General features: G+C 59.9%; 19 protein-coding genes. 4 read left to right on the top strand and 15 right to left on the bottom strand.

Annotated elements, in window-relative coordinates; all coding sequences use genetic code 11:
- Positions 1-36 precede the first annotated feature (36 nt).
- Together ACH2ED_RS00290 and ACH2ED_RS00285 are read right to left on the bottom strand one after the other, a co-directional pair.
- Positions 37-273 (bottom strand): hypothetical protein, encoded by a 237-nt coding sequence (locus tag ACH2ED_RS00290; protein ID WP_395088091.1) that lies wholly within the window; start codon positions 271-273, stop codon positions 37-39.
- Positions 236-814: a zeta toxin family protein gene (locus ACH2ED_RS00285; RefSeq protein ID WP_395088089.1), complete on the bottom strand. Its 579-nt coding sequence runs from the start codon at positions 812-814 to the stop codon at positions 236-238. The genes ACH2ED_RS00290 and ACH2ED_RS00285 overlap by 38 nt, the downstream gene beginning before the upstream one ends.
- 70 nt (positions 815-884) lie before the next feature.
- Between ACH2ED_RS00285 and ACH2ED_RS00280 the strand changes: the two genes are divergently transcribed.
- Complete coding sequence (locus ACH2ED_RS00280; RefSeq protein ID WP_395088087.1) at positions 885-1,136, top strand: hypothetical protein; 252 nt, start codon at positions 885-887, stop codon at positions 1,134-1,136.
- On the opposite strand, the gene ACH2ED_RS00275 is transcribed toward ACH2ED_RS00280, so the two are convergent.
- From ACH2ED_RS00275 to ACH2ED_RS00235, 9 genes are all read right to left on the bottom strand, one after another.
- Complete coding sequence (locus ACH2ED_RS00275; protein ID WP_395088085.1) at positions 1,133-1,804, bottom strand: hypothetical protein; 672 nt, start codon at positions 1,802-1,804, stop codon at positions 1,133-1,135. The two genes, ACH2ED_RS00280 and ACH2ED_RS00275, sit on opposite strands and share 4 nt — an antisense overlap.
- A gap of 62 nt (positions 1,805-1,866) precedes the next feature.
- Positions 1,867-2,478 (bottom strand): hypothetical protein, encoded by a 612-nt coding sequence (locus ACH2ED_RS00270; RefSeq protein WP_395088084.1) that lies wholly within the window; start codon positions 2,476-2,478, stop codon positions 1,867-1,869.
- Positions 2,479-2,487: 9 nt separating this feature from the next.
- On the bottom strand, positions 2,488-3,192 hold the full coding sequence (locus tag ACH2ED_RS00265) for a hypothetical protein (RefSeq protein WP_395088082.1): 705 nt from the start codon (positions 3,190-3,192) through the stop codon (positions 2,488-2,490).
- Positions 3,189-3,872, bottom strand: a complete 684-nt coding sequence (locus ACH2ED_RS00260; RefSeq protein WP_395088081.1) for a hypothetical protein — start codon at positions 3,870-3,872, stop codon at positions 3,189-3,191. The genes ACH2ED_RS00265 and ACH2ED_RS00260 overlap by 4 nt, the downstream gene beginning before the upstream one ends.
- A gap of 2 nt (positions 3,873-3,874) precedes the next feature.
- Complete coding sequence (locus ACH2ED_RS00255; RefSeq protein ID WP_395088079.1) at positions 3,875-5,485, bottom strand: hypothetical protein; 1,611 nt, start codon at positions 5,483-5,485, stop codon at positions 3,875-3,877.
- Positions 5,485-6,780 carry a DUF1501 domain-containing protein gene (locus tag ACH2ED_RS00250; protein WP_395088077.1) on the bottom strand — a complete coding sequence of 432 codons (1,296 nt, stop codon included), beginning with the start codon at positions 6,778-6,780 and terminating at the stop codon, positions 5,485-5,487. The genes ACH2ED_RS00255 and ACH2ED_RS00250 overlap by 1 nt, the downstream gene beginning before the upstream one ends.
- Before the next feature lie 69 nt (positions 6,781-6,849).
- Entirely contained in the window at positions 6,850-8,541 is a 1,692-nt protein-coding gene (locus ACH2ED_RS00245; RefSeq protein ID WP_395088075.1) for a hypothetical protein, read from the bottom strand.
- Positions 8,538-9,638: a 23S rRNA (adenine(2503)-C(2))-methyltransferase RlmN gene (gene rlmN / locus ACH2ED_RS00240; RefSeq protein ID WP_395088073.1), complete on the bottom strand. Its 1,101-nt coding sequence runs from the start codon at positions 9,636-9,638 to the stop codon at positions 8,538-8,540. The genes ACH2ED_RS00245 and rlmN overlap by 4 nt, the downstream gene beginning before the upstream one ends.
- Positions 9,639-9,666: 28 nt before the next feature.
- On the bottom strand, positions 9,667-10,146 hold the full coding sequence (locus ACH2ED_RS00235; protein ID WP_395088071.1) for a hypothetical protein: 480 nt from the start codon (positions 10,144-10,146) through the stop codon (positions 9,667-9,669).
- A gap of 363 nt (positions 10,147-10,509) precedes the next feature.
- Between ACH2ED_RS00235 and ACH2ED_RS00230 the strand changes: the two genes are divergently transcribed.
- Positions 10,510-11,241 carry a hypothetical protein gene (locus ACH2ED_RS00230; RefSeq protein ID WP_395088069.1) on the top strand — a complete coding sequence of 244 codons (732 nt, stop codon included), beginning with the start codon at positions 10,510-10,512 and terminating at the stop codon, positions 11,239-11,241.
- On the opposite strand, the gene ACH2ED_RS00225 is transcribed toward ACH2ED_RS00230, so the two are convergent.
- On the bottom strand, positions 11,238-12,458 hold the full coding sequence (locus tag ACH2ED_RS00225; RefSeq protein WP_395088067.1) for a bifunctional 3,4-dihydroxy-2-butanone-4-phosphate synthase/GTP cyclohydrolase II: 1,221 nt from the start codon (positions 12,456-12,458) through the stop codon (positions 11,238-11,240). The genes ACH2ED_RS00230 and ACH2ED_RS00225 overlap by 4 nt on opposite strands.
- Entirely contained in the window at positions 12,452-13,129 is a 678-nt protein-coding gene (locus ACH2ED_RS00220; RefSeq protein ID WP_395088066.1) for a riboflavin synthase, read from the bottom strand. Before ACH2ED_RS00220 ends, ACH2ED_RS00225 begins: the two co-directional genes overlap by 7 nt.
- A gap of 37 nt (positions 13,130-13,166) precedes the next feature.
- Here ACH2ED_RS00220 and ACH2ED_RS00215 point away from each other — a divergent pair, with 37 nt between their 5' ends.
- The gene (locus tag ACH2ED_RS00215; RefSeq protein WP_395088064.1) at positions 13,167-14,426 is read left to right on the top strand and encodes an MFS transporter; all 1,260 of its coding nucleotides are present in this window, start codon (positions 13,167-13,169) and stop codon (positions 14,424-14,426) included.
- 26 nt (positions 14,427-14,452) lie between these two features.
- On the opposite strand, the gene ACH2ED_RS00210 is transcribed toward ACH2ED_RS00215, so the two are convergent.
- Entirely contained in the window at positions 14,453-14,677 is a 225-nt protein-coding gene (locus tag ACH2ED_RS00210) for a hypothetical protein (protein WP_395088063.1), read from the bottom strand.
- Positions 14,674-15,468, bottom strand: a complete 795-nt coding sequence (locus ACH2ED_RS00205) for a prepilin-type N-terminal cleavage/methylation domain-containing protein (protein ID WP_395088061.1) — start codon at positions 15,466-15,468, stop codon at positions 14,674-14,676. The genes ACH2ED_RS00210 and ACH2ED_RS00205 overlap by 4 nt, the downstream gene beginning before the upstream one ends.
- A gap of 237 nt (positions 15,469-15,705) precedes the next feature.
- Between ACH2ED_RS00205 and ACH2ED_RS00200 the strand changes: the two genes are divergently transcribed.
- Positions 15,706-16,047: an RNA-binding protein gene (locus ACH2ED_RS00200; RefSeq protein ID WP_309697925.1), complete on the top strand. Its 342-nt coding sequence runs from the start codon at positions 15,706-15,708 to the stop codon at positions 16,045-16,047.
- Positions 16,048-16,633: the final 586 nt, after the last annotated feature.

The raw sequence follows: 16,633 nt of genomic DNA, 5'->3' as shown, positions 1-16,633 counted from the left end.
ATAGGCTGGAGGGGCGTCTGCATCTCTTTTGCTCTCTTACGCCTTTTTCTCTGTTTCTTTATCTTGTTTTTCTTCGTGTTTTTCTTCGTGAAAGTCGGGGATCTCCTCAGGAGGAACCTCGACCACTTTGCCGTCGCGCCAGACCACCACGGACTGATCGTGGCGTTTATGCTCCGCAAGGGCTGCCTCAACGCCCGCTTTGAATGCTTTTAAGACAACCGGAAGATGGCTTAGCTCAAAGGGCTTCTTGGGTTTTGACTCGTCGCTCGACATAGTTTGCTCTCATCTGCTGCCACGCTTTAGGTTGTGGCGTTGTGCCGTACGCAATGACGTCCGGTTCCTCGATGGTTGAATTATCCAGCACCAGCCACTCATCGGCCAGCGGCTGGTAGAGATCGTAGAAACAGCGCAGACCACTCTCCCAGCGCCGCCGGATCGTGGGTTCGGGAATCGAGTGCCCTCCCGTGCGGACGCGCTGCCGGACACGGGCGACGGCCATATCCGGGCTGGGTAGATAGAGGAAATAGAGGTGTACCTGGTAGCCGCGCTCCCGCAGTTGGGAAACGCGCACCGCCAGTGCACGCCCTGAGAGGGTCGTCTCTAGCGCAAAGTCCTGCCCCTCGTTTGCGAGCGCATCGAGGTGCTCCAGGAGCAAGCGCCCCGCACGCACTTCCACCCCCTGAGAGTCAGACTTACGCAGCTCCTTGGCGATCTCATCCGCATTGAGATAGGGCATGCCCCCCGGTAAAAATGTCCGTGCAATTGTTGATTTCCCCGACCCGTTCGGTCCCGCTAAAATGATCAGTCGCGGCATACTACGTATTGTACTGGATAGTTCGAAGGGGATCTGAAGAATTATTAGTGAGGTGCCGACTAATAGTGTGATGAGAGTCGTAACAGAGGATGGAATTTTTCTGACGGGTGACCCGGTGGATCTGGTCGCTCAGCTTGGTGCGCGAACGCGTGTCCTGGTTGGAGCTGCTGTGGGTGGCGAGCGGGCAAGCATGTTGATGCAGTTGGAGTGTGACCGTATCGCACGCTACCAGTGGGAGATCGGCCCCCAGTTTGCCACGTTTGCGGCGGGTCGTCTGCTCGAAGACCTCGACGACGAGGGACTCGTGTTGATCTGTCGTTAGGAACTGCCCTGTAGCTCTTGAATGTACTCCAGTGCCGCTTCCCGGACATTCTCAATCAGGCTCGCGCGTAGGATTTCGGCGTGGGGGAGCGCAATCTCGTCTCTCGCTGAGCCCAGTGTCAAGAGAGCGGCGACCGTCAGCTCCGTGTGGCGGTTATCCGTGATGGCGGTCAGTAAAAACTCCCGAACCGGATTTGTGAGGAGTGCTGCATCGTCCGCTGAGAGCCGGGTCAGTAGTCGGGCGATGGTTGTGCGCAGTGCGGCCTCAATCTCCACTTCCCAGAGACGCTTTCCTCCGTTGAGCAGTGCCGTGGCCTCGCACAGAGGCTCCAGAGTCTCACGCTCATGCACCTCTAAGATTACCTGTGTTAACCCCGTGAGCGCATTGTCGCGCAGGGGGCCAAACCGCCGCTGTGTGAGCCAGACTGCAAGGCTGATCAAGAGGGGGCCGACCAGAAATAACGGCCAGCCCATGGTGCTAACCGATCCCCAAGAGACATTGAGCGCCGTCCAGACCAGCAGGCCCATTGCCAGCCAGATCAGTGTCACTTTCTCGCGCCCGCGCCGAGTGAAGTCCTCTTCCATGGCGCACCGACACAGGTAGGTCGCGGCGGTGTCCGCGCTCAGGCCCGCGAGAGCTTTAGTAATCTCGGGCGGGGGGAGGTGCACGGGCCTGAGCTTCTCTTTTATCGCTGGATATACTTTTGAGGTGTTTTGCTGGTTGAGCATGGCTAGCCCACTGCCTGCCAGCGCAGGAGCTTTCCCGCGCGTGCTTCGGGCATGCCCAGATGCGCTGCAAGCGCCTGGCGCGCGTCGCTGACGGCAAGCTTGCTGGCCGCCTTGAATGCCTCGGGGAAGAAGCTCTCGCACGTGCCCCAGAGGTAGCCGTAGGTTCCCCGTGTCCGCCCGGTTAGCCCCACTTTGGTGATTAGAAAGTGCTGCTGAAGCTGCACGAGCGGTGGAGTCTGGCTGGTGTGAGGCGGGTAGGGAAGCTCCTTCTTGGGTGTCGGGCCGTGGCGCTCGATATGTTCGTAGAGTGAGAGCGCCACCCGCGTCAGCCGGTTTTTCTCGTAGAGATCGCGTGGATCACAGTCGCCTTGCGCGGCGATGAGAGTGGGCAAGAGGCGGAGCGAGACAAAGATGGGAGTGCCCGCGCCCCAGAGCTGGCCGTAGTAGAGGCGCTTCGCGATATGCAGATCGTCTTTCCAGAACCAGGTGTGCAGCATCGTCTGATCCCCCCATGGTGTCTGCTCCGCCACGGAAGGCAGGGGCGTTCCCGCACTCCAGGCGCACAGCCCGACGGTGTTCACAAAGTCCACGCACTCTTCCTGTGTCGAGATCATTGGCTTATTTTAGCGCACTGCGTCTAAAAACGCCTCAGCGGCGTCTTCTAGATCAGGGCGCTTCTGTACGAGCCGGTGCACAAGGGGCAGGGTTTCCCTATCCTTCACCGAACCCAGCACCAGCAGAGCTGCCGTAACCAGTGTTGACGGTGTACTTGAGCGGCGGCAGAGTGCGCGTAGGAATTGCCGTCGCTCCTTCGTGAGTAGCGCCTCTAGCTCGTTCTCGCTGACACGAATCAGAAGCCGTGCCAGTGCTTGTTGGAGAGCGCTTTTCGGTAGGGAGTCAGGCGTGTTCTCCAGCCAATGAAGAAAGTCCATTAGTTCTGGAACCAGTGTGGTGCTGCGGCAGTTAGGCGCAAGAGCCCCGAGGGTGTTGAGGAGACGCTCTGAGCGCCGCCGCCGCTTCTGGCATTCGACGAGAAAAAAAACGAGAGTGCCAAGAAAGCTCAGCAGGAAAAGTGCCATGAATATCACCTGAAGAGCTTTACTTGGAACTAGCTGGAGTAGCATCGGAATGATTCCCAGAACGCCAAGGCTTGTGGTAGTAGGAGGGTGAAGCTCCTCTCGCCGAGGGGCGACGGCATTGTAGAGGAGTCGGACAGCCTCTTCCGACCCCAGCGCTTGGAGCTGTGCGTCATGGTTCAGGCTTGTCTGTTGCGGCTCAAGGAGCTGCTTCCAGAGGCGCTCCTGATCTTGTGTGCGCTGCTGCATCATCGTGTAGCCTGCATGGCGTCTAAAAAAGCCTCGGCGGCATCGGAGGTGAGCGGGCTTTTGCGGAGGCGCTGGGCGAGGGGAACCGTGGCCTTATCTTGAACACTGCCGAGAACGAGTAGTGCCACTGTCGCGAGCTCCGTGTTCTCAAGCCGATCACAGACCAGCCGTAGGGCCTGTCGCCGCTCAGGAGTCAGGATCTGCTGTAACTGATCCTCTCCAACACGTGGCAAGATCCGCACCAGCGCCGCATGAAGGGAGCGCAGGCGTTCTGGTGGCGCCGACGGTTCCAACCAGACGAGAAAATCAAGGAGTGGGGGGATGGATTCTGTCAGGCAGCAGAGTCCGAGAATCGGGCTCAGTGCCTCCGTTGTTTGTGCAATGGCGCGCTCCCGTGGCAGATTGAAAACTAGGGTGCAAACAAAGACGAGAGGAACGAGGAAAGCGAAGGCGAGCCACAAGATCAATGCGACTCCTGCTAGGAACATAAACGCTGTGGGCGGATTGCCATTAAAGAAGCCAGACAGAAACAGCAGTGTCAGCAAAAAGAGAGTCAATCGGCCCCCGAACTTTCCCAGTCTCTTCCAGGGTATTTGGATCGTTTTCAGGTGGTGGGCTCGGGGCTGGACGGAGCGGTGGATTGTCTCCAGGGCTTCTTCGGGTGCGCGCTGTTGGAGAGGCATGGTTACTTCTCGGTCAGGAGCAGGACGGGGCCGAGGGTGTCGCGGGGGAAGGCGGTTCCCTGGATATTGTAGGTCTCCTGGCCTCGGGCGACGGTGCGCAGCGGGGTGTTATTGGGCTTGGCAGCAGCGATTAAAGAGAGACGAACGGGGCCGAGGGGGGCGTCGGGGGTGACTTTGACGGTGAGGGTGCCCTCGGTCTTGCCCTTGGGGATCGTGAGCGTGTCGGCGCTGAGGCCAGGCGTGGGGGCGAGAGTCACGCTCACGTCGTCGTCCCAGTGGTCGCGGGTGATCTTGATACTGAGAGGGAGGCTCTTGCCACGGGCGAGGGCGCTGGTGTCCGGCGTGACGGTGGCAACGAGGGTGAGAACGGCAGGCGTGAGGTGCAGACGATAGCCGAAGGCATCGCCGCCCCGGCCATGCAGATCACGGACGGCAATCGTGTACTGGCCGGGTTCCAGAACGCGCGGAATCCAGCCGTCCTGGCCGCGTCCGTCGTCGTCGGCCTGGAGCAGGGTTCCCTTGGCATCGTAGAGCGCGAGCTCGGGGTCGGCGGGAGTGCCGAGACGTCGGGAGAACACTTCAAGTGGTGCATAGAGCTTCTGCTCGATCTTGAACGTGAAGAAGTCGGTCTTGCCCGCGCGGAACTTACCGTTCACCACGCAGGGCCAAGGGACACTCTGGGCAGAAGTGAGGCTGTCGCAGCTCTCTTTAGCGAGCACCTCGGGCCAGTTGCTCGCCTGAAACGGGCGGGCGTTCAGCGCAGTGCCTACTGTGAGCTGCTGCGTCTCGGGGGCGTCTAGGGGCAGCGCGATCATCTGAGGAGCACTCAAATTCGCTCCCGTCGCCGCGACAAGCACACGGGTGCCGCGCTGACCACCGAGCGGGAAGATTCCGGTGGCGTGGGGAACCGCGCCAAGGCTGAGCCGATAAACCGAGCGCACATCGCCGCGCCAGTTGAGATCGCGAAATGTCGCGGTGTACTCACCGTCTTTCTCGGGCGTGAAGATAATCAGCGGGTCCCAGCGGTAGTAATCATCACTCGTGCCCTCCGAGGCGGCCACGAGCTTTCCGCTGCTCTCGCGAATCTCCAGGTAGCCCTTCAGCCAGGAGTCACCGACGGAGCCAAGCACGCGCAGACCACTCACCTCACAGACGAGTTTTTCGCCCGCCTTTGCCGCGAACTTGAAGCTGTCCCGATCCGGGTTCTGTGAGATACGTCCATTGATCGTGAGCGGTAACGTGACGGCCTGCGGCATGGTTTCGTCGTTGGGCTCTTTCTCCAGCGCCTCGGGCAGCGTCCCCACCTGGAAATAGCGCACGTTAGAGAGCCCCGTCGCATCCAGAAAGCGCAGCTCATAGACGCCTGGCGCGGCATCGGGTGCGATTGCGATCTGCGCCGTGCGGGTTGCCCCGTCGCCGCCTGGCTGGAGTGTGACGGTAAGCCCCGGCGATGCCACCCAGGCTCCACTGACCTCTTTGAGCGCCTCGCCAGAGAGTGTCACGCTCACGGTCTGCCCGCGCTGACCACCCGTGGGGTAGAGCGCCAGCACACGGGGCGCGGCGAAGGCAGGCAGGGAAAGGAGTGTCGCTAGCAGCCCTGCGCACCACCGCATTAGCCGAGTTCCTTGAGGGGCACTCCCGTGTCCAAAAGTCGCGTCGGGCGGCCTTGGGGTGTGTCGTAGATTTTCTCACCATCTATGCCGAGCTTGGCGAAGATCGTCGCCGCGATCTCGTTGGGATGGACAGGGCGCTCTTTGGGCTCGCCGCCTTTGTCATCGGTCTTTCCGATCACCTGCCCACCGGGGACACCCGCACCCGCGAAGAGCGCACAGCCTGTCTGCGGCCAGTGGTCGCGGCCCGCCAGCGCGTTCACCTGCGGCGTCCGCCCGAACTCTCCCATGCAGATCACGAGAGTCTCGGAGAGCAGGCCGGTCTTGTGCAGATCCTCGATCAGTGCGGAGAGCCCTTGATCCAGAGGCGGAACCAGCCAGCCCTTGCAGGCTTTCACGTGGTCCGAGTGCGTGTCCCAGCCGCCGTGGCTGACCGTGACGAAGCGCACGCCCGCCTGCACGAGCCGCCGCGCCAAGAGGCAGCCCTGCCCGATGCTATGACGCCCGTAGCGATCCCTCACTTCCTTGGGCTCCTCCTGAAGGGCAAAGGCTTTCTTGGCGGCGGGCGACGAGATCATGTCGTAGGCGCGGTGGTAGAACTCATCGCGGCTGTGGCTCTCGGGCGTGTTCTCGAAGCGCCGAAACGCACCATCCACGGCCTCAAGCAGGGAGCGTCGTCCCTCAAGGCGCTCTAAGGTTATGCCACCTGGGAGCGCAACATCGCGCACGGAGAAGTTTGTCTCGTTGGGATCGCCGCCCACGGAGAATGGCCCGAACGCCGCCTCTAAGTAGCCGGACTGCCCGTAGCCAAAGGCGAAGTTATTGCCGGGAATCGAGACATACGGTGGCATCGGCCCCACGCCGCCCAGCTCTTTTCCCACCACGGAGCCCAAGGCCGGGTAGACCAGCGACGGGTTGGGAGTCCAGCCGGTGAGCAGTAAGTGACAGGCGCGCTCGTGGGCACCCTCGCCGTGCGCCAGCGTTCGTAGCAGTGTCACTTTGTCCATCTGCTTGGCGAGCTGGGGCATCAGCTCGGAGATCTCCAGGCCGGGCACATTGGTTTTAATTGCCCCAATCTCCGTTTTTATCCCCAAGGGCGCGTTTGGTTTGGGATCAAAAGTCTCGTGCTGCGGCGGGCCACCGTCGAGCCATACCAGAATCACGTGCTTGGCTTTGGGAGCCGCCGCGTAGGCTTTCTCTAACCGAAAGAGATCGGAGAGCCCCAGCGAGAGCCCCAGCATCCCTAGTGAGCCGACTCTCACGAAATCGCGACGGCTATGTTGTTTCCAGCAACCCATGATGGCGTCTTCCTTGCAGCGCAGTCTGAGCTGATTGTACCGCAAAGTGCAAACTCACAAAGTGCAAACTCACGAGGGTAGAAGGCAGATACCGTTTTTATGAACGGTGAAGCCCAGCCGCTCGATGCCTTCCGCCTGCTTGCCCCAGTCGGCTAGGCGATCGTTGGTGATCAGCGGCGCATTGTGGGCGTGGGCCTCGGTCAGAAGCAGCTCGTCGGCACTGGTTCCCGGGAGCGTCTCACGGATAATATGCCGCTCGACCAGCGAGACATAAAGCGCTTTCTCGCTCACCAGATGTCGCAGATTGGCATCGGCGATGCAAAGTACAGGAAAGAACCCGTGGCTCAGGAGAAACTCACGGAGCTGGAGAAGCTGCGCGAGCGAGGCCGTTTGTTTTTTCGCCACGAGCGCCGCCAGCGGGTCGGCGATGTGCCGTGCCACATTAGACGCGTCCACGATTACGGGCCGGAGCCGTAACGCTGTTAGTGTGATGAGCGCCGGAGCGGAGAGAGCCCCGATTGCCTCTAGTAGCGCCTCGGCGAGGCTCGGATTACCCGTGCGCAGTGCGGCGATTCCTGCACGCGCTTTTGTGATCCGTGCGCCGTCGCCCGCATCTACCGCTGTCACGAGTTGCCGCGCCGTGACACTGGCCACGCTCTTTGCCGAGGTGGGAAGTGCGACCATTGCATCGGGCGCGAGCTTTGCTTTGCTGGCCGTGGGCAGGAGTCCGGCATATTTCTTGCCGGCACTCTCTAGCGCTTTACCGAGGCAGGCGAAAGCGCTAGGGTGCGTATTTCGTTGGCTGGCAACCCACTGTCCCAGCGTTTCCAGCTCGCCCCGCCGCTCCGCGAGCGCCAGAAGCCGCTGGAGCAGGGCACGCTCTGCGGCACTCGGTGTGTTCTTTGTGAGGGAACGTCGCAGGGCTTCTCCGGCTTCGAGAAGCTGTCCCGCACTCAGAAACGCGTCGGTGGCAGCGCGGCACTGCTCCGGGGCTTCGGGGGCACCGAGGCTCTCCAGTGTGAAAGCGTAGACTCCTTGGATTCCCGCGCGTGCCGCCACGGGAAGTGTCTCATCGGTGAGAAGCTCGTGGCTGAGGGCTAGGACGGTGACATCGTGGCCGCGTAGGAGGAGGCGCGTGAGGGCCTCGGGAACCCACCCTGCCTGCTCCCCTTGGGGCGCTCCCAGGGCGCGCGCGACGGTTAGAGGGGGGGCAGATCGGGAAGGTGCGACGGGGACGGGATCGGGTGCTTTTCGGCGGCGCTCGCGCTCAAGCTTGGCGGCGACCGCTTCGCGTGCCAGGCGCTCTGAGTCTCGCTCGGCTAGTGTCGCAGCATGCTCTTTCTCTAGCTGTGCTAGCCGGACGGCTTGCTGGGCTAGCTGCGTGTCTTTGTCTTTTAAAGCTGCTCGCAGTTCTTTGAGCTTCATGTGGAGCTTTTCGTCTGAACCGACCCGGCCACCCGCACCGCTCGCGGCCACCTGGGTGCCCTCTGGGCGTTGCGGCAGCGGCAAGGAAAGATCGGCAGAGCGAGGAGCGAGCGGAGCCGGGGTGGGTTCGAGGCCCTCAAGAGCCTCGGCGAGCTTTGGGTTGTTTGGCAGAGCCTCGGCGAGGCGCTTCAAGACGATGGGATTCTTGAGCGTCTCCGCACCCGGACGAAACCCCGTGCTAATCTTGGCCGTGACATCGGGCTCGTTCTTGAGCAGGCGGTGAATCTCTTTGGAGGGCAGAGCAGCGAGCTTTTCCCGCCACTCATCTGTGGTCACGCCGCGGGCTCCGGCACTGCCTCCGTCGGGACTTCGGATAAGAGGGGCAGCGGACGCATGGTTGAGCCGAGCTTCAGAGTGGAGCGCTTGAGCTGTCCACAGGCGGCGGCAATTCGGTGGCCTTTTTCGTAGCGCTGGGTAATGTTCACCCCGTACGAGGCGACGATCTCACGGAAGAGCCGGGCGGCCTCCGGGGTAGGGCGCTGGTAGCGGGCAGCGACATCGGTAGTGTTGTAGGGAATCGTGTTCACGGCGCAGAGCGGCTGGCGGCGCAGCAGCACACCCAGCTCATGGGCTTCTTTTTCCGTGTCGTTGATCCCCGCCATCAAGACATACTCGAACGTGATGCGGCGGCTCGTGGCCTCCACATAGTCTCGACACGCCTCCAGAAGACGGCTGATGGGGTACTTCTCGTTGAGGGGCACGAGCTCGGAGCGCAGGGCGTTATTGGGAGCATGCAGCGAGACAGCCAGCGTAATGGGCAGGTTTTCCGCCGCGAGTTTCTCCATCGCGGGGACGACGCCAATCGTGGAGACCGTGATATTGCGGTAGGAAAGGCCGACCTCGTCGTGGATCAGGCGCAGTGCCTTGAGGACGTTGGGTAGGTTCAGGAGCGGCTCCCCCATGCCCATGAGCACCAGGTGGGAGATGCGCTGCTCGGGGTGTTTAGCCTGCATAAACAAAAGCTGGTCTACGATCTCGCCTGCCGTTAGATTGCGCGCCAAACCCTCCGTACCCGTAGCACAAAACGAGCAGGCCATCGGGCAGCCCACTTGCGACGACACACACACCGATGTCCGCTCGTCGTAGGGCAGATAAACAGCCTCGATCACTTCGTCATCGGGGAGGTTCAGAAGATACTTTTCCGTACCGTCGGGTGCGCTCTGAATGCTACGCTCCGTGCAGGGGGCGAGGGTGAATTCCTGGGCAAGCTGCTCGCGCAGGGCTTTGGGAAGATCGGTGAAACCCTCGAAATCGCGTAAGAATCGCGTGTACAGTCCCTTGCCAAGCTGCTTGCCTCGGTAGCCGGGAAGGCCTTTTAAAGTGAGAAGTTCCGTCAGTTCGGCGCTTGTATGGCCTACCAGTGTCTGCATCATGATAGGGTTTTATATCACGTCTGGGCTTCTAGACCGCACGCCGCCGCAGACGAAGCACGGGGCGTGCCTCGCCAAACCGATCTATGCCTTCCGCTAAGTCGCACGCCAGATCGAGTAGAAAGCGCAGGCGCTCGGGGCGAACCGTGGCGCAGGAGATCTGGAGAGTCTCCCCCTTGAGCTGGATATGCCACCGATCCCAGACACGGCGGGCGAAGGCAAGGGTGTTGAGCTGCATGGCGGCGATCTCGCTGATCCAGGGAAGGCCAGGCACGACTCCTTCGCTACTCAGCTCATCGTAGAGCCGGGCGGGGTTGCGAATCCGGATCGTGATCGTCACCGCGCTACTCTGACGCGTGACCTGAATGGCACGCCCTCGATAGACACCGGTGCCCTGCCGCCCCAGCCCGAGCACCATGAGGTTCCTTGTCCAGCGAAAACGCGAGTGGTAGAGCAGGGAGAGTCCCCCCAGCAGCGCAATCGCCAGTGCGCCCCCGCAGGGAATCAACACGGATAGCGAGTGATTTAAATTTCCAGCCAGCATACTTCCTGAACGTTTCACCCCGACGCAATGTTCCAAGTTGTGAGCTTTTACATTAAGGCTCAGTGTTTTATCGTTGCGATTGGCCGGTTTAGTTGGGCGCGTCTGGAGATCAAACAGTACATACGACTTCCCATCGTGCCTAAGCAAAACAAGGGCGCGGCCCGCCTTGGAAGTGATGCGCATGACCTAGTGTGCCCGAGGCTGGTCGTGTTACCAGGGGAAAACAATCTCCAGTTTCCTATTTCAAGGGCCGATAATCAGGCCGTATTCCGCAAAGTCACCGCTGGCAAGAATCAAGTGATGTGCATTAGTTTCGGGAGGTCTTTATAGATGAATCGTGTTATTGTTAAGAATTTGACTCTGGGAGCCGTGATGGCTCTTCTCACCACTGCCGCTCAGGCGCAACTCACCACTTTTGCGAACTTCACTCAAGCGGGCGGAACTCGGCCCTATACTTTTACAAATGCGGGGAGCTTAAGTACATTCAACCTGACAGCCCCTCAGGCAATTAACTTTTACTACCAGGTGAACAATGAATATAATGGCATTGGCTTCGCCACTGTCATCCCGGCTACGATGACACTGACCTCCTCCGTCGGAGCCCCAGGTGAGGATCTAGGAGGCGGGACGCTACGTCAGTCCATGACTAATATCACAATGGTCTTTACTGCGAATACGCCGGTGAATGGTAAAAGTGAATTACTGAGAATGGTGGCGAACTCTGGTGGAAATGCAGGGCGTCTTGGGGGACGTTTGTCAGGTGATGATGGGTCTACCAACCCCAGTTTATCTGGTTCACAGAACGGCGTTCTTGGTGACTTGGTAACCATGAGCTCGGACTTCGTCCACTTTGATAACACGACGCGCCGTGACTATTCCTTGACATTTAGTGCGGCAACACCTGATTTTTCGAGGAATGGTAACAGCTACATCAATAGTTTTACTGCGGATGGCACAGGCACCTTTGCGTCAAACCCAGCTCCCTTTGCATTAATCCCTGAGCCTGCCAGCTTAGTGTTTGTTTTGCTGGGAGGCATCGCGCTGCACCGCCGCCGTCGCTAGGGAGCGGGGGGAAGGTCGTGGCCCATGCGGGTGCGTTTGGTCTCTAAATAGCGAGCGTTGTGCGGATTTGCCGTGATGGGCAAGGGGACACGCTCGGTGACATTGAGATCAAAGCCCTGGAGGCCATCGCGCTTTCCGGGGTTGTTGGTCATGAGGCGCAGCTTGCGTAGCCCCAGATCCACGAGAATCTGTGCCCCGATCCCGTAGTCACGGGAGTCCACTTTGAAGCCCAGCATGGTATTGGCATCGAGCGTGTCCGCGCCTTGATCTTGGAGGGCATAGGCGCGCATCTTATTGACGAGCCCGATCCCACGGCCCTCCTGCTCGATATAGAGCAGCACCCCCCGGCCCTCGGCAGCGATTTTCTCCATCGCGAGCTGGAGCTGATCGCCACAGTCGCAGCGCAGCGAACCCAGCAGATCCCCCGTAACACACGAGCTATGAATGCGGCACAGAACCGGCTCGTTGGGGGTGATCTCTCCCAGAACCAGCGCTAAGTACTCGTTGTTATCCACCTCGCTAATGTAGGCGTGAGCGGCAAATGTCCCAAACCGGGTGGGAAGCTGTGCAACCGCAAGCTTCTTGACGAGTTTTTCGGTGCGGCGGCGGTAGCGGATCAAGTCCGCAATCGTGCAGAGCTTTAGCCTCAACTCCCTGGCGAGTGCTGCTAAACCAGGCAGACGCAGCATCTCGCCATCATCGCCCATGATCTCGCAGATCACCCCCACGGGCTGAAGCCCCGCCAGACGCATGAGATCCACTGTTGCCTCCGTATGACCTGGGCGCTTCAGAACTCCCCCGTTGCGCGCCATGAGCGGGCTGACATGGCCCGGGCGGTTGAAATCAGCGGGAACGGAGGTCGGGTCGGCGAGCTTCTGGATCGTCCGCACCCGGTCCTGAGCGCTAGAGCCGCTTGTGGTGCCGTCACGGGCATCTACAGCCACATGGAACGCGGTGCGCATGGCCTCCGTGTTGTCCTGCACTTGTGGCGGGATACTTAGCTCCTCTAAACGCTCCGCTCTCATTGGAACCGTAATAATCCCACTGGCGCGGCGGTTCATGAGGGTGATGATCTCGGGCGTCACAAACTGTGCCGCCATCACGAAGTCTCCTTCGTTCTCGCGGTCTTCATCGTCCACCAAGATGATCAGCTTACCGGCGCGCAGATCCTCAATGGCATCCTCTATCCGATCAAAGTGGAACTCAGGCTCTACCATCGGCGTGATGCCTCCGGCTCGGGCTCGATATAGCCGCTGCGAGCAAGTAAGTCTAGGGTGACGCCACGCCCGCCGCCGGGTGCCCAGCCGCCCATGAGTTTCTCGACGTACTTACCAATAATATCGGTCTCGATATTGACCGAGTCGCCTGCACGTCGGTCTTTCAGCGTGGTGTTCTCCCAAGTATGGGGGATGATCGAGAGGGAGAATGCCTTGTCATCGGCGTCCATTACCGTAAGGGAGATGCCATCCACACAGACACTGCCTTTAGTGACAACATAGCGCAGTAGATCTTGCGAAGCCTCGACATAAACGAACCAGGAATCCCCAACGGGCCGGATCGAGGCGATGCGCCCGGTACCATCAATATGGCCTTGCACAATATGCCCTCCGAAGCGCCCATTCGTCTGTAGGGCACGCTCCAGGTTTACCGGATCGCCCACACGGCGCTGGCCCAGTGTCGTCCGGCGCAGTGTCTCGTAGACCGCCTCAAACGTGAGCTGCGGTGCAGCGATCTCAACTACCGTCAGACAAACCCCGTTTACCGCCACCGAGTCGCCGATTGCCACGTCCTCAGCAATGCGCGCCGCCGATACGCTTAGCCGCACCGAGTCACGCCCTGAGTCCAGCGTCACTATTTTCCCAACTGCCTCAACGATTCCTGTGAACATGGTCTTATTGTACCGCGCTGACCGGTATACTCGGGTGATGATGCCCCGTGATCCCTACGCCGCCCTCCGCTCCGCAAACTACCGTCTCTTTGCTTTGGGCGGGCTGGCCTCGGCGTTTGGAGGGCAGATCTTCTCGGTCGCGCTTGGCTGGGAGCTGTACGAGCGCACCCACGACCCTGGTGCGCTCGGCTTTCTGGGGCTGCTCCAGGCGATTCCTATCGTGGCGCTCGCGCTCCCCGCAGGCGATCTGGCCGACCGAAAAGACCGGCGACGGATTCTTCTCTGGACACTGCCGTTTGTTTTTCTCTGTATGCTGGGGCTGGCCTGGCTTTCCTATAAGAGCGCCCCGATCTGGAGCCTTTACGCATTGCTCCTAGTGGAGTCACTCTTTCAGGCTGTCGCGAACCCCGCCCGCGCAGCCCTCTTGCCTCAGCTTGTCTCCCAGGAAACCCTCTCCAATGCCATTGCCTGGAACACATCACGCTGGCAGCTTGCCTCGCTGGGGGGACCGGCAGTGGGGGGCGCACTTCTGGCGCTGTTTCATGTCGCGTGGCCGAGTTATATCATCGCGGCGGTCTCTCTGGGGCTATTCTGGTTCTGCGTGATTTTTCTGCGACCCACGCCGCTGTTCATCACCCGGGGGGCGGCAGAAGGTATCGTGCACCGGCTCGCGGCGGGCGCGGCGTTTGTGCGCGGGCAGCCACTGATTCTTGCGGCGCTGACACTGGATATGCTCGCGGTGCTCTTTGGTGGTGCGACGGCACTACTGCCGGTCTATGCCCGTGATATTCTCCATGTTGGTCCGGCGGGGCTGGGCTGGCTCCGGGCGGCTCCGGCGGTAGGAGCCCTGATCGTGGGACTTACTATTGCCTACCGTGCCCCACTAAAGCGCGCTGGTGTCGCGCTTTTGTGGGCTGTGGCGGGCTTCGGGATAGCGACCGTTGTCTTTGGTCTCTCGACGAACTTCTATCTCTCGCTACTTGCCTTGGCTCTCACCGGTGCCACGGACAATATCAGTGTGGTGGTGCGTCATACCCTGGTGCAGGCCAAGACACCAAGAGAGATGCAGGGGCGCGTCTCGGCGGTAAACTCCGTGTTTATCGGGATCTCCAACGAGCTGGGCGCGGCAGAGTCGGGCTACGTCGCTCGCTGGCTAGGAGCGGTGACCTCTGTGGTACTGGGTGGGATTGGAACCGTTCTGGTCGTGAGTGGGGTGGCGGCGAAGTGGCCCTCCCTTCGAGGGCTTGGCTCGCTGGAGAGCCTGCGTCCCGAGGAACCAAAACCCGCCGGGGATTAAAATCCCTCGGCGGGCAAGTGTTGGTTTTAGCGAGTGCCCTTGGCCGCTTTCTCGTCCCGAACCATCTTGTCCATATCCGCCTTGATCTCAGCGGGACTCTTTATCTTACTGATATCAATGCCGGTGACAAGATTTCCCTGGGAATCACGCTCGACCGTACTCTGGGTCTGTTTCCAGATCAGCAGGCCCAGCCCGATCACGAGCAGAGCGATTACGCCAATAATAACACCGGTCGGGAGCGACTGTTTCATTGATTCAGAGGCTCCATGACGATGCGCACGAGGTCCAGGAACTTTCCGTTCTTAAAGAGCGCGTGTCCATCCGCAAAGACTCCCACCGTCGCTCCCACGGCGTTTTCACCCGTTCCTCCAAACGATGCGGGAATCACCTGGGCATCTCTGACAGCGGCATGGGCCCCGTAGGAGTCGCAGAAGGCCATGATGGTCTTGGCTGGCTGGCCCACCACTGCCATGGACTGTCCGGCAATGAAGTGGTTTTGTGGGTTGTTATCGTTGTAGGGAGCTCCCAGAGACGGGCCGACGAGGCGCAGGAAGAGCTCCAGAGGAGTTCCGCCGCCGGGAGAGGGAGTTGCACCGATTCCACCGTAGGAATAGGCATACGAGCCCATGGTATGCATCGGGAGGCCACTGCCATCGAGCGCCGGAATCGTGGGACGCAAAGTGGGGCAACCAAAGAGCCCCAGGTTCTTGACGTAGGGCTGTAGAGTGTATTCTAGGAACAGTCCGCGAACCCCGTTTAGCGCAGGCGAGGCAACATTGATCATATTCTGACTGAGACCGGTGGTACGGTTGTTATTACGCCCATCCATCATGAGCCAGGGATAGGTTTCGTCGTAGTCTTGGACATACATCATCATGGATGTACCGATCTGCTTTAGGTTAGACAGGCAGGTTGTCTTGCGAGCTTGTTCCCGTGCACGTGCAAAAACAGGGAAGAGAATGGCGGCCAGAATCGCGATGATCGCGATAACCACTAGAAGTTCAATGAGGGTAAACCCTCGGGGACGATGCGGTCGTTGCATAAACGTTCCTCCAAAACAAGGTTGAGGGCTAGTTCTACACAATGCTATCTAATTCCTTGTGTGGCAGCAAATAAATTTGTCTGATACACTCGGTACTGTGCTCCAAGTGGGAGGTGACCTACTCTCACTGGTATCTGAACTGACAGCTCAAGTGGATCGTCTGCTTCTTGCTCCCTCTGCTCTTCTGTTCGCTCCCGTGCTGCACGATTTTTCCCAGGGTCAACAGGAGACTGTGTTATGCGTATTTTTGTGGGGGGGCTCCCCTATAGTGCCACCGGCGATAGCCTGCGTTCCCTCTTCGAGCAGGCAGGTGCCGTCAGCGACGCTCATGTCGTTCAGGATCGTTTCACCAATGAGAGCAAGGGCTTTGCCTTTGTCGAAATGCCTAACGATGCTGAGGCACGCGATGCTATTTCTCGTTTCAATGGTTACTCCCTTGGTGGTCGCAACCTGACCGTCAACGAAGCGCGTCCTCGTGAAGAGCGAAGCGGTGGCGGTGGCGGTGGCGGTCGCTCTGGTGGCGGCGGCGGTGGTGGTTACGGCGGTGGTGGCGGTGGTGGGCGCGGCGGGCGGTACTAGTTTTGAGTAACCCACCCTTCCTGGGTGGGCGACGTGAAATTATAGTCGTCTGTCCGGCTTGTGATTTTCGCTCAAGCATTCCGCCGTCGGCAATCAGTCGCAACGCCTATTTCTGCTCCCGTTGTGGGAAGGCAGTCGATTTGATGTCACAGCTTTCTCGTCCACAAACTCCTTCCACGGAAGGTGGCCCTGCGCCACGCCGTGATAAGGGGACATCGCGCTACAAGAGCGCACGGAAAGGTCGCCGGTAGTTCCGGTTTACTATGCCAGCTCCCGTTCCAATTCCACCTGGTGCGGCTACGGGAACGAGTGCATCGGACCGTAAGCTTTACCTTCCGTATAGTGTCTTACCCGCCCTGGTTGGCCCAGGGCGGGGGAAGATCACTTTCCATTGGTTTATCCCAGAGCGTACCGAACCAATCGGAGACTACACAAAGCTTATTTTAGGCTATCGTGGGCTCACCGAAATTGCTTGTACGCGTGCTGAGCGGCTTGTTAATGAGCTTTTCCGTGAAGAAGAGTTTCATCTCTTCCGCTCCTATCTTGAGGCACGGCATGGGGTTGAAGTGCGCACGGGTATGCTCAC

It is taken from the genome of Armatimonas sp. (assembly GCF_043757465.1).
GTDB lineage: Bacteria > Armatimonadota > Armatimonadia > Armatimonadales > Armatimonadaceae > Armatimonas.
This window is presented reverse-complemented; position numbering and strand designations above follow the sequence as displayed.

What these genes read in the sequence shown, in the direction of transcription:
- ACH2ED_RS00250 (WP_395088077.1), bottom strand. Translation starts at nt 6,780, where the DNA reads ATGGGTTGCTGGAAACAACATAGCCGTCGCGATTTCGTGAGAGTCGGC.
- ACH2ED_RS00210 (WP_395088063.1), bottom strand. Translation starts at nt 14,677, where the DNA reads ATGAAACAGTCGCTCCCGACCGGTGTTATTATTGGCGTAATCGCTCTG.
- ACH2ED_RS00270 (WP_395088084.1), bottom strand. Translation starts at nt 2,478, where the DNA reads ATGATCTCGACACAGGAAGAGTGCGTGGACTTTGTGAACACCGTCGGG.
- ACH2ED_RS00215 (WP_395088064.1), top strand. Translation starts at nt 13,167, where the DNA reads ATGATGCCCCGTGATCCCTACGCCGCCCTCCGCTCCGCAAACTACCGT.
- ACH2ED_RS00285 (WP_395088089.1), bottom strand. Translation starts at nt 814, where the DNA reads ATGCCGCGACTGATCATTTTAGCGGGACCGAACGGGTCGGGGAAATCA.
- ACH2ED_RS00225 (WP_395088067.1), bottom strand. Translation starts at nt 12,458, where the DNA reads ATGGTAGAGCCTGAGTTCCACTTTGATCGGATAGAGGATGCCATTGAG.
- ACH2ED_RS00290 (WP_395088091.1), bottom strand. Translation starts at nt 273, where the DNA reads ATGTCGAGCGACGAGTCAAAACCCAAGAAGCCCTTTGAGCTAAGCCAT.
- ACH2ED_RS00205 (WP_395088061.1), bottom strand. Translation starts at nt 15,468, where the DNA reads ATGCAACGACCGCATCGTCCCCGAGGGTTTACCCTCATTGAACTTCTA.
- ACH2ED_RS00260 (WP_395088081.1), bottom strand. Translation starts at nt 3,872, where the DNA reads ATGCCTCTCCAACAGCGCGCACCCGAAGAAGCCCTGGAGACAATCCAC.
- ACH2ED_RS00255 (WP_395088079.1), bottom strand. Translation starts at nt 5,485, where the DNA reads ATGCGGTGGTGCGCAGGGCTGCTAGCGACACTCCTTTCCCTGCCTGCC.
- ACH2ED_RS00265 (WP_395088082.1), bottom strand. Translation starts at nt 3,192, where the DNA reads ATGATGCAGCAGCGCACACAAGATCAGGAGCGCCTCTGGAAGCAGCTC.
- ACH2ED_RS00280 (WP_395088087.1), top strand. Translation starts at nt 885, where the DNA reads ATGAGAGTCGTAACAGAGGATGGAATTTTTCTGACGGGTGACCCGGTG.
- ACH2ED_RS00200 (WP_309697925.1), top strand. Translation starts at nt 15,706, where the DNA reads ATGCGTATTTTTGTGGGGGGGCTCCCCTATAGTGCCACCGGCGATAGC.
- ACH2ED_RS00230 (WP_395088069.1), top strand. Translation starts at nt 10,510, where the DNA reads ATGAATCGTGTTATTGTTAAGAATTTGACTCTGGGAGCCGTGATGGCT.
- rlmN (WP_395088073.1), bottom strand. Translation starts at nt 9,638, where the DNA reads ATGATGCAGACACTGGTAGGCCATACAAGCGCCGAACTGACGGAACTT.
- ACH2ED_RS00220 (WP_395088066.1), bottom strand. Translation starts at nt 13,129, where the DNA reads ATGTTCACAGGAATCGTTGAGGCAGTTGGGAAAATAGTGACGCTGGAC.